The organism is Paenibacillus sp. FSL L8-0470 (assembly GCF_038008625.1).
Taxonomy (GTDB): Bacteria; Bacillota; Bacilli; order Paenibacillales; family Paenibacillaceae; genus Paenibacillus_AQ.
Genome location: NZ_JBBOZM010000001.1, coordinates 5,247,920 through 5,259,807 on the forward strand (window position 1 = coordinate 5,247,920; position 11,888 = coordinate 5,259,807).

Here is an 11,888-nt window from a genome sequence, read left to right on the forward strand (position 1 = left end):
ACCGGCTTCATCTTTGCGGTAGACGGCGGCCGATCTCTATCTGGCAGTCAATATTTCGCATAACGCTCCATAGAGCGAATGCTCCAGATCCATCGAAGCAAGGGAAGCAAGGGCCGCTGCCGGACCTGAAGCTTCCTTCACCACACGGTAAATTTGTTCTTTCAATTGGAACAGGATCTGCGCATGGTTCAGCAGCTCAAATGCCTCCTCCTCCACCCGGTTTACGGAAATCCGGGCACTGGCGAACATCACTTCAAGTAATGAAGCTACCGGCAGCTCAGGGATGATAACCGTTAGCGTATGCGAAACTTCATCATATCCGGTTTCGGCGGCAATATCCCCGCCATCTGCCATCACCGTTACCCGGCTGTCGGCGAAGCCGATAAAGGACAGCTTCCAGGTCCGCCGCTCCGGCACAACTGCTGTATTTCCGCTGGCAGGGTGAATCTTAAAGGCTGCAGCCTCTCCCCAGCTCAGGAGCATTTCTGTGCTGCACCATTGCTCATCGCTGTCCTCTACAGCATCTCCGTTATCCTCCCACAGCTGAAAACAGCCGTTGCATCCGGCAAATACCATGATCTCCAGATGCTGCGGATTGGCCACCGATGAGGTATATTCCGTCAGGTCCGCCATAGGAAGAATGGCTCCGGCCTTGGCCAGCACCGGAATGCTCTCCAGGTTCCGGTAGAGCGACAGCTTTCTTCCGCCGTCATATACTCTTCCGCTGAAGTAATCCACCCAGATCCCTTCCGGCAGCCAAGCCTTGAATTCGGCAACGCCTGTCTGCTTGTCTACCGGTTGTGTGATCGGACAGGCTATCAGCTCCGTGCCAAAATAATATTGGTTCGGGACCTCATACGCCTCAAGGCGCTCCGCATGATGGTAATACATGGGGCGGATCAACGGAAGACCTTCGCGGCTGGCATAGCGGTTCATCGTGTATAAATACGGAAGCAGACGGTGCCGCAGGCGCAGCGACTGCTTCATCACATTCTCCGCGACCTTGTTGAACCGCCAAGGCTCCTTGCTGTTGAACCGGCTCGCTGAGCTGTGCAGACGCAGAATAGGTGAGAATACACCGAACTGCACCCAGCGCATCACCAGCTCATCGTCCAGATAACCCAGCATATGACCGCCGATATCATGGCTCCACCAGCCATAACCTGCATTCGACGCGTTGGCCGTAAAGTAAGGCTGGAAATCCAGTGACTCCCAGGTGACAATGGTGTCCCCGGAGAATCCGACAGGATAACGGTGGCTTCCAAGTCCGGCATAGCGGGAGAAGGTCAACCGCCTGTTCCCCCGGCGTCCGCTGTCCAGGAAGTGGTAGTGGTTCAGCATCCACAGGGGATCAAGGCCCGGAACCTTGGTTACCCCGCCCTGCTGCCAGTCAATCCACCAGAAATCCACTCCCTCTTCTTCAAGCGGATGATGCAGATACTTGAAGTAGGCCTGCAGAAATTCCGGATCGGTGATATCAAATTCCACCGCATCGCCTTGTTCCGGATTCATGCCCAGCTCCGCCGCAATCGCCAGGTACGGACCTTCGAAGGCCCGCACACCATCCGCCGGATGGACATTAAGTGTTACGCGCAGCCCTGTGTCATGCAGCCAAGTCAGAAAACCCTTCGGGTCCGGGAACAGCTCCCTGTTCCAGGTGTAGCCTGTCCAGCCGCTGCCGTACTGCGGATCAATGTCGACCAGATGCCAATCCATATCCATAACTGCAACAGAGAATGGAATCTGCTCCAGTTCGAACCGCTCCATCAGCCCTTTATATTCATCTTCTGTATAGCGGTAATACCGGCTCCACCAGTTGCCGAGCGCATAACGCGGCAAAAGCGGTGTGGGACCGCACAATTGGTAGAAATCCTTAAGACAGTTCAAGTAATCGTGGCCGTAGCCGAAAAAATACAGGTCCTGGGCTTCTTGCCTCCGCGGCTCAACCTCACCACCTTCTTCCAACAGGAGCGAAGCACTATCATCCATGAGGGTGTAGCCGCTGCGTGACAATAGTCCGTGCTCCAGCGGAATGGCGCCGTCCGCCTGATCCAGTGTGCGTGCCGTACCACCCAAGTCCTGCGGCGTATCGCCGTAATTCCAGACGCTCATCAGGTGGCCCTGCCCGTTTCTTACCCGCACGCTGAGGCCATGGCGGGAGAAGGGCTGCTTGTCATAACTCAGATGCAGATACTCTGTAATGACTTCCAGCCTGTTCCCATGATCGATCAGCCGGAAGTCCGGAACGGCAAAGCTGCGGTTCAGCACAGTCTGGGTGGCCCGGTCTTCAAAACAGCCCGGCCCGCTGTATTCCATCCGGATCAGCTGTGGTGTCATTATCGTGAACCGGAAATGCCCGCCCTCAATTATCGCTTCAGGATGAGCATTTGGCTTGGAGTGGAGCTTGAAATGAGCAGGTATCTGCCGCTGCTTAAGAACTTTTTGTTCCATGGTCAACCTCTTTTCTGGTTATAGGCGAGAGAGGGCTATTCCTTCACGGCCCCGATCATAACCCCTTGATTAAAGTACTTCTGCACAAACGGATACACACACATAATTGGAACCGTGGCCACGATGATCACGGAATAGCGCATCATATTAGCCAAACGCAGTGCGATTTGGGCAGCTTCGCCAGTTCCCATGCCCGACTGCATCTGATTGGTGATCAGAATGTTGCGGAGAATCAGCTGCAGCGGATGCAGGTTCGGATTTTTCAAATAAATCAGCGCATTAAAATATGAATTCCAGTAGCCGACAGCAATCCATAATCCCAGTACCGCAATGATAGCTTTGGAGAGCGGCAGAACCACTTGGGCAAAATAACGCAGGTTCCCGCAGCCGTCGATCTGCGCTGCTTCCCACAAATCTCCGGGAATGCTGGTCTGGAAAAAGGTACGGGCAACAATAATGTTATAAACGCCCACTGAAAAAGGCAGCACCATGACCAGGAAGGTATCGTACATATGAAAATCGCGGATTGTCAGGAAGGTCGGAATCAGACCGCCGTTAAAAAACATCGTAAAGATGAAGAAGAGCGACAGAAACTTTCGTCCGGCAAGATCCTTCCGGGACAGTGCATAGGCTGCCGAGATATTGACCAACAGCCCAATGACTGTTCCCACCACCGTGTAGAGGATTGTATTCCGGTACCCGATCCAAATGTTTTCATGCCGCAGCAGCTCTTTGTAGCCGTCAAAGGTGAACCCTTTGGGGAACAGCCACACCTGTCCGCCCGCCACTGCAGAAGGATCACTGAACGAAGCGATAATGATAAAATACAGCGGGTACATCAGGATGATCAGAAAGACCGCCGCAATGGCATACATTACATATTCCATAACCGTGTCCGAGGAACGGTTGTTTTTTATTTTCCCCATGTTCTCCTTCACTACAGGTTCCAAGACTCCCATGTCTAAGTTCCTCCTTTCTACCACAAGCTGTTTTCGCTGAGTTTTTTGGAAATCTGATTGACGATAATGAGCAAGATAAAGTTAATGACCGTGTTGAACAGGTTGACCGCCGAGGAAAAGCTGTATTGGCTGCTGAGCAGACCAATTTTGTAGACATACGTTGAAAGAATTTCGCTTGAAGTGGCATTCAGATCGTTCTGCATGAGATAGACCTTTTCAAAGCCAACCCCCAACAGCCCTCCGACGCGCAGAATCAGCAGTGTAACCGCTGTTGGCATCAGCATCGGAATATCAATATAACGGACTTTATGCCAGCGGCTTGCTCCGTCCACGGTAGCCGCCTCGTACAGGCTGGGATCCACAGCAGACAGAGCAGCGATAAAGATAATACTGTCCCAGCCCACATGCTGCCACACATCTGACCAGACATAAACACTGCTGAACAGGCTGGAGGAGCCCATCAGATCTGGGGCTTCTTTGCCAAACAAACTATACAGATTACCGACAAGTCCGGTGCTTGGGGACAGCAAAATCATCATCAGCCCAACCATAACCACAGTTGAAATAAAATGCGGCATATAGGACACAGTCTGGAAAAAACGTCTAAACCGGTTTGGCCGCATCTGATTGACCATCAGTGCCAGCAGAATCGGGATTGGAAACGTAAGCAGGCTGTATAAGCTGATGATCACTGTATTCTTAATCGTCGATGAAAATTGATAGGAATTAAAAAACTTCTCGAAATACTTGAATCCCGCCCATGGACTGTCACTTATACCCATCGCCGGACTATAATCCTTAAAAGCAATGAGCACCCCATACATCGGTTTGTAGGCGAATAATAATGTAAGCACCACAGCGGGAAGCAGTAACAGGTACAGTCCCCAATTTCGTTTCATTTGTCCGAATGCCCGTGCCGGACTGGCTTGACCGGATTTCATGAAATCCCCCCTTAAATTTTGTAAGCATCCGCTTCCTTATTCCGTTTATCTGTTTCTGTTTAATTGCTTTCAGTATATCGCCTCTGCTTCTGCGCCTACTGGACATATAGGGTGCGTTAACCGGACTTTTATGGCTCGCTTCTGCCGGTGAATGTCATCCAGCATGAATACAATGCGCCCCGCGCTAGTGAGCTGCGCAGGGCGGATTCGTGGAGTCAGAAGAGTTATTTTACGCTCATATAACGTTCGTAAGCTTCAGTACGGATCTTGATCAGCTTCTCAAGTCCCATGTCGTTCAGCTTCTTCACATATGCATCCCAGCCATCATCAATTCCGCCCTTGCTGATAAATTGGGCCCGCATGGTGTTCACGTAGGTATCGATATCAGTGGTCAAGGTAGGCAGCTCCTGGAATTCTTCCGCAGTGTACATTACGTTAGGGAAAGGCGTTGTTACATATTCGCTGCCCAGCTTATCAAGCTGCAGCTTCAAGCCGTCGCCGCTTTCGGAGCTCAGCACGATATTCTTTTCAAAAGACGGGCTTACATATTTCGGCCCGAAATCACGCAGCGACTGATCCCAGTACCAGGCATCCGCGCTGGTTCCGGCTGGCGGGTCCATGAGTGTATAGGTGCCATCATCGTTCTTCTGGATCACAGTGCCGATAGCTCCCCAGAAATTCTGAATGCTTGCTTCATTGGTGTAGAACTGGTCTGCCCAACGGGCAGCGATTTCCGGTGTTTTGCAGGAAGTGGTGATCAGCAGCTCATTGCGGGCCAAATTCATCCCGATTGGATTACCAATTGTGTAGCGTTTGCCCTCCGGTCCGGCAATCGGCGGAATGGTTTCATACTGATCTCCCCATTTGCCAAATACGGCATCGGGAGTCCATTGGTACGAGAAGCCTACAACCGGAGCATCCGGGTTCTGGAATTTGGCCGATCTCATGGTGTCGTCTTGTGTAAACAGCTCTTTATCCAGCAAGCCTTCGTTATAGAGTTTATTTTCCCACTTGAGGCCTTCCTTGTACTCTTCTGAAATAGGATAGTATTCTGCCTTACCGTCCTTGACCAGCATGTTGTTGTTATTCAAATCGGCGATTCCGAAAGGACTGATGAGATCATTGCTCACTTCAATATAAGGAATTTCATCCGCCTTGCCATTTCCATTCGGATCCTGCTCCTTGAACGCTTTCATCACATTGTACAAATCATCAAGGGTATCCGGCACTTCGAGGCCCAGTTTGTCGAGCCAGGTTTTGTTGATTATAGGCTGGCGCGAGCTTTTTGGACGCGAGGGCAGTCTTGTGGCCAGAGAGTAGATTTTCCCGTCTGGGAAGGTGCTGATTTTCTTCATCTCCGGCGTTTCTTCCATTGCCGCTTTCAGGTTAGGCATATACTGATCAATATAATCATCCAGCGGACGGAAGTAGCTTAAGTTGTTGACGATGTCGGAATCGGAGAAGGTCTGATCCCCCAGTACCACATCCGGAAGTGTGCCGCTTGCCAGCATAATGGACTTTTGCTCGGCCCAGTCGTTGGATGACATCACCTGCCAGTCAATCTTTACATTGGTGTTCTTCTCCAAATCCTTAAGCCACTGGTTCTGGGTAAAAGTGTCGCCCATGCTGCCCCAGCGGACGGTCAGAACCTTCAGGGTCACCGGCTCGCTTACAATCGGCAGACCCTCTTTATTGAACCCGCCCGTCTCGGTTGCCGCGCTATTATTCTCCTTGTTGTTACCGCCGCAGCCGGCAAGTCCCATGACCATTACAGCTGCCAGAAGACCGGTTATCCATTTCTTTGCCGATGATTTCTTGCTCTGTTCACCCATTTCATAATCCCCCATTTCGATATATACATCCTCTTTGCAGTTCTAATCATATCTGCTTGCTGCTCGGCATTCCGGACATTTTGAACCTCTTATTCGGACTTCTGCATCCGCTTACAAAATATTGAAGCTGCAAACTCATCTGCGCCCCTTTTTAATAACAGTTTCCAGACTTTTATTTGCGCTTTCCGGACTTTGCGCCGAAACGGCAGCATGTTCTTATGTTTTTTTCAACTAAAGGTTTTATAATGATTTTGTTACTCATAAAAACGCATTCATAGAAATGGCTGCGCAGGAAAGGATACTGGATTTGGGAACTATGGCCAATACAACTTCAGGTAAAGCAGCAACCAGACTGTACCCTGTTCGTCATTATGTGAAAGTTATGCTTCTGATTTCATTCTCCGTGCTTGTTCTGGATTTGGCAATCAGCATCGCTTCCATTTTTATCGTCAAACAGCAGTCCACAAGGTATTTGCAGGATACTGCTGACCTCTATATCAACCGGATCAATCATGATTTTGACTACATTAATCACTATATGGGCTGGACACTGGCCAATGATGAAACCCTCAATACGATGAACGCTTACCGGATCAACAGCATCGAGTTCTTAAAAGCAAATGAAAACCTGCATAAAAGGTTCACCGAGCTGCAGAAAAACTACGGACAGGAGTATAACTTCTTCTACTATTTAAAGAATCAGTCCTACTTTCTGAATTGCGCTCCGATCAGTGTGACCTATACCGACTACCGGGAGCTCAAGAAACAGATCATTTCCTTTATAGATGATAAAGAGTTGTATGAGAAGTTTTATTCCAAATGGACGCCTGTCCTCGTAAACGGCAAATATTATGTGATCAACATTGTCCCTTATTATAACCGCTATCTCATCGGTCTCATCTCGGCGGATCATCTGATCCGTCCGCTGCGCCAGATCAATCTGGGAGCCAACGGTTATGCATCCCTGGTAGATGAGCGCGGCATCAGCCTTACCAGCCCGGTCTCCAACAGCGGCAAAGTGCTTCAGAACAATAATGGCGTTTTCAATCGGCTTCAGCCCCGTACCACGATCAGCAGTGAGTTCACGAGTGCAACGTTCAGCGCCGAGATGGTCATTAAATTCGGAGCATTTGAGAAAATCATGATCGCCCAGCTGCTCATTATGCTGCTGTTCTTCATAGTCACCTCAACGATATGTGTCGTTATGCTCTTTTTCAAGCGAAGGGTACTTGGCCCGATCCAAAGCTTCTCCGAGAACCTGGCACGCATTAATGAAGACGGGCAGCCGGCAGATTTGAGGAGCAGCAAGCTTATTGAGCTGGAGCAGGCAAATGACCAGTTCAAAGACCTGGTGGAGCAGATCAAAACATTTAAAATTGCCATGTACGAGCAGGAACTGGAGAAACAGCAAATCCAGCTGGACTATATGAAGCAGCAGATTAAACCGCATTTTTTCCTTAACTGCCTGACCAGCATTTACAGCATGGCGCAGATCCAAATGTATCAGGAGATTGAGGATATGGCGATGTCGACCTCCAAGTATTTCCGCTATTTGTTTCAGAACGGCGAGGATTTTGTTCCGCTGGAGAATGAACTTGAGCATGTGCGGATGTACCTGGAAATTCAGCGTCAGCGTTACCGGGATGCCTTCATCTATCATATTGAACTGGCTGAACAGGCTGGCAGCGTGATGCTTCCTCCGCTCGTGCTGCAAACCTTCATTGAGAACTCCATTAAATATGCGATTTCCAGAGATTCGGAAGTGCAGATTAAGCTTACCGTCGGACGTTGCGCGGACGAGGAAGACACTGAGCTGACCATTATTCAAATCTCTGACACCGGTCCGGGCTTTCCGCCGGAGGTTCTGGAGAAACTTCATTCCGGATTGCCGCTGGATCAGACGAAAGGCACACATATCGGTATCATGAACACCCTTAAGCGCCTGGAATACCTTTATGCTAAAAAAGCGGCCGTCAGCTTCTCCAATTTGCCGGAAGGCGGCGCTGTTATCACCTTGACCCTGCCGGATCAGCAAGATCTATCATCAGGAATGGAGCGAAGCTTATGAACATATTACTTGTGGATGATGACTATTACGTAATTGCCGCCTTGCAGAAAAAGATAGATTGGAAGATGCTGAATATTGAAACCGTGTATACGGCCAATAACGTGGCGCAAGCGCGTGAAATTCTGGAGAAGCATGCGGTGCAAATTCTGATATCGGACATCGAAATGCCGCAAGGGAGCGGACTGGAGCTTCTGGCGTGGATTCGTGAACAGAATTACAGTATTCAAGCCATCCTGCTTACCAATTATGCTGATTTCAATTATGCGCAGAAGGCCATCGAATTGCAAAGCTTTGAGTATTTTCTCAAGCCGATCGAATTTGACAAGCTGATGCTAATCATTCAAAAAGCTGTCGTGCGGGCAGCGGAGCAGCAAAGTAACGAGCAGGCGATTCGGGGCGGTTACTTCTGGCAAAAGAATCAAGCGAAAAATCTTGAGCATTTCTGGCGCAAGCTGGTCAGCAGCAGTACCTCCTTCCCGCTTAAGCCGGGGGACATTGCCCATGCAATCGAAGAGCAGAACCTGTCCTATCAAATGAAAGATCTGCTGCAGCCCATATTGTTCAACGTATTTCCCCATAATGGAAGCATGGGCAAAGAAGAGAAAGGCCTGTTTGATTTTGCGCTGCTGAATGTGCTGTACGAACTGCTGAACCATCCGGGCTTCTCCATAGAAAGCATCCTGGAAGTTAAAGACTATAACTGGATCGCCATATTAAAATGGAACGAGACGCCGGAGGACGCCGGGGTGCTTAGGGCGTTCAGTGCCTCTTTTATCCAAAAAGCCAATCCCTACTTAAAATGCGATGTCTGCTGCAATATCGGCCTGCCTGGCACACTGAATAAGGCCGGGACAATTCTCAAACAACTGCTGAATATGGATGAAGAACTGACCAAATGCCGCAATCAGACCTTCTCCGTGGAAGAGCACTGCCGGCAAAATAAACCTGTCTACTTTCCGCCGGATCTGGCACATCTGGAGGAGCTGCTCAATCAGAACAAGCTTGCCGATTTTCTTGGGGAAACCGTCTCGCATCTGAACCATATGCTGAGCAACAAAGCTATCGACACCTCTGTCCTGGGCTTGTTCCGGCTGGATATTGTGCAGCTTGTGTATTCCTTTCTGAAGCTGAAGGGGATACAGGCGCATAAATTGTATACCGGCAAAACCAATGATCAGCTGCTGATGTATTCGCTGAGCTCCATTGAGGATATGGAGGAATATCTGAAGTATTTAGTCAATACCGCTATGGAATACCGTGACTTTGCCGCACAGCCCACTTCCATTGCCGAAGAGATCAAGGAGCATATCCATAAGCATTACGGGGATGATCTGACGCGCAATGACTTGGCGGAAATCGTCTATCTCAATCCGGATTATCTGGCCCGGCTGTTCAAGAGAGAGACTGGTGTCTCCCTCGGCAGCTATGTCATTCAAGTCCGGATCGCAGCCGCCAAGCATCTGCTGGAAACGACCCATATGTCCGTCTATACCATTGCCAATAAAACAGGCTATAACAACTACTCCTATTTCTCCAAGCTGTTCAAACAAGAGGTCGGCCTCTCACCCAACGAGTATAAAAAGGAACAGCAGGCCAGCACTACATAATTACAAAGCATAAAAGGCGAAGAGGGGATGTCTCCAAAAGCCATGAAATGGCTGCTTGGAGCGCCCCCTTTTTTAAAAGATAAGAATTTATATGCTTCACGCTATAATTTATCCTTCTATTTCTCGCTGAAACGGATACCGTCCTTTTGAGGACGGCGAAGCCGTTTCCACTTGTCACTCACAATTATTTGCTGCTAAAGGCAAACATGATCTCCGCCTGACAGACCAGTTCTCCGTCAACGGTGGCGGTTCCGTTGCCTTTGACAATCTGTCCCTTCACCCGGGTAACTTCGAATTCGAGCCGTAATTGGTCTCCCGGCTTTACTTGACGTTTGAAACGGCATTTGTCGATGCCCGTCAACAGTCCAATTCTATTGCTGTCTTCCTCAGAACTGGACATGGCAATGCCACTGGTCTGTGCCAAGGCCTCAACGATGAGCACCCCCGGCATAACCGGGTACTCGGGAAAATGTCCCGCGAAGAACGGCTCATTAACCGTCACATTTTTAATCGCTACCGCTCGTTTCCCCTCTTCAAGCTCGATGACTCTATCGACCAACAGAAATGGATATCGGTGCGGGATTAGCTCCTTGATTTTATTTATATTTAACATAGAACGACTCCTTCCGGTTCAAATCATTACCATTTTACCACATAATAAATGACCGATCCCGCATTAGCCAATATCATCGCCAGTGCAGCTCCCGCAACATGCCAATTCAGAACCATAATAACAGCGGATCAAAGATCAAGCTTAGAGCCGTACTGATGAATACTCCGTGAATCCCGTTTGTTGAAATAAAAAAGAGGAAGCAGCGAGTTAAACTCTCACTGTTTCCCATTTTTATAAAAGTTATAGGCTGAAGCCCAGTTCTACCAGATGAAAATATCTTTATCCAGCAATCTCAACACAGCTTCAATGAAGAAATAGTCTCCGTAAATAATCGGAATTTCTTTGATTTCACTGTGATATGCTCCCGTACCACCGCTGACAATCGAATCCTCCTCAGGATTCCAATTGCAGTATTTACGCTCGGTCGCCTGCAGGATCTTGATAGCGGAGCGGATATACAGCGGTTTCTCATATTCACTGACATGCCCGGCAATCTCAAGCAGACCGCAAGCCGCACATACCCCGGCAGTAGTGTCGTAACATACCGGTTCCGCCGGAGCGCGGAAATCCACGAGCGGGATGTAGCCGGTCTCTGCAACATTTGCGATAAAATAATGGGCTACCTGCTTTGCTGCATCGAGATATTCCGTTTTTCCAGTGTGTTTATAGCTGAGAGCCATCCCGTAGACCGCCCATGCCTGGCCTCTGCTCCACGAAGAACCGCTGTCAAAGCCCTGTCCTCCGGGATTATCAATAAACTCCCCGTTCTCGGGGTCCAACATGACAATATGATTCGAAGAACCGTCGCCACGGATTGTTGTCTTCAGCACAGTGTCCGCATGATGGACGGCAACCGCTTTAAATCTGGGATCATTAACTTCCTTGGAGGCCCAATAGAGCAGCGGAATATTCATCATGCAGTCAATAATAATCCAGCCTGTACACTCATTCCCGGAATGAGAATTCCAGGCACGGATAAATTGTCCCAGCGGATTGTAACGGCCAGCCAGCAGCGACGCGGCGTGCAATCCGCGGATTTTCGACTTTTCATTCCCGGTGATCCGGTAGTTCGCCACGGCGGAATGAAGCCACATGAAACCTACATCATGATGCAATCCCTCGAAGCCTTCCAGCGCCTCGTCCAGCCGGGCCTCCACGCCTTCCGCAGTGGTCCGGTAAAGCTCTTCTCCGGTGGCATGATACATTTGCCATAACATTCCCGGCCAGAAGCCGTTGGTCCACCAGTAAATGTTCTGCTTGCCCATATCTGTATATTTGCCGTTCTCGGCTTCGAATGGAATGTCTGTGCCGATTCTTTCACATCCCACAGCCATTTTCTTTCGGATATTTCCCCATATTTCCTCCAGCCATTGCCGGTCATCGGTTGTCAAATGATATTCCATCTTCTGATCCTCTC

Annotated in this window: 8 protein-coding genes; 2 read left to right on the forward strand and 6 right to left on the reverse strand. The window is 49.4% G+C overall.

What is annotated here, in order from left to right:
- Nucleotides 1–36: 36 nt before the first annotated feature.
- The 4 genes from NST99_RS24065 to NST99_RS24080 all read right to left on the reverse strand — a co-directional run bounded on the left by NST99_RS24065 (nucleotide 37) and on the right by NST99_RS24080 (nucleotide 6,183).
- Nucleotides 37–2,451: a glycoside hydrolase family 31 protein gene (locus tag NST99_RS24065; RefSeq protein WP_341094942.1), complete on the reverse strand. Its 2,415-nt coding sequence runs from the start codon at nucleotides 2,449–2,451 to the stop codon at nucleotides 37–39.
- Between the two features lie 35 nt (nucleotides 2,452–2,486).
- On the reverse strand, nucleotides 2,487–3,410 hold the full coding sequence (locus NST99_RS24070) for a carbohydrate ABC transporter permease (protein WP_341094944.1): 924 nt from the start codon (nucleotides 3,408–3,410) through the stop codon (nucleotides 2,487–2,489).
- Nucleotides 3,411–3,427: 17 nt separating this feature from the next.
- On the reverse strand, nucleotides 3,428–4,351 hold the full coding sequence (locus tag NST99_RS24075; RefSeq protein ID WP_341094945.1) for an ABC transporter permease: 924 nt from the start codon (nucleotides 4,349–4,351) through the stop codon (nucleotides 3,428–3,430).
- Nucleotides 4,352–4,575: 224 nt separating this feature from the next.
- The gene (locus tag NST99_RS24080) at nucleotides 4,576–6,183 is read right to left on the reverse strand and encodes an extracellular solute-binding protein (protein WP_341097738.1); all 1,608 of its coding nucleotides are present in this window, start codon (nucleotides 6,181–6,183) and stop codon (nucleotides 4,576–4,578) included.
- A 316-nt stretch (nucleotides 6,184–6,499) separates the two neighbouring features.
- Between NST99_RS24080 and NST99_RS24085 the strand changes: the two genes are divergently transcribed.
- A complete protein-coding gene (locus NST99_RS24085; protein ID WP_341094947.1) occupies nucleotides 6,500–8,251 on the forward strand; it encodes a sensor histidine kinase in 1,752 nt (583 codons plus the stop codon).
- Nucleotides 8,248–9,858: a response regulator transcription factor gene (locus NST99_RS24090; RefSeq protein ID WP_341094948.1), complete on the forward strand. Its 1,611-nt coding sequence runs from the start codon at nucleotides 8,248–8,250 to the stop codon at nucleotides 9,856–9,858. Before NST99_RS24085 ends, NST99_RS24090 begins: the two co-directional genes overlap by 4 nt.
- A gap of 184 nt (nucleotides 9,859–10,042) precedes the next feature.
- Here NST99_RS24090 and fabZ read toward each other — a convergent pair whose 3' ends face one another.
- Nucleotides 10,043–10,471 (reverse strand): 3-hydroxyacyl-ACP dehydratase FabZ, encoded by a 429-nt coding sequence (fabZ, locus tag NST99_RS24095; RefSeq protein ID WP_341094949.1) that lies wholly within the window; start codon nucleotides 10,469–10,471, stop codon nucleotides 10,043–10,045.
- Nucleotides 10,472–10,731: 260 nt separating this feature from the next.
- Nucleotides 10,732–11,874 (reverse strand): glycoside hydrolase family 88 protein, encoded by a 1,143-nt coding sequence (locus NST99_RS24100; RefSeq protein ID WP_341094951.1) that lies wholly within the window; start codon nucleotides 11,872–11,874, stop codon nucleotides 10,732–10,734.
- Between the last annotated feature and the right edge of the window lie 14 nt (nucleotides 11,875–11,888).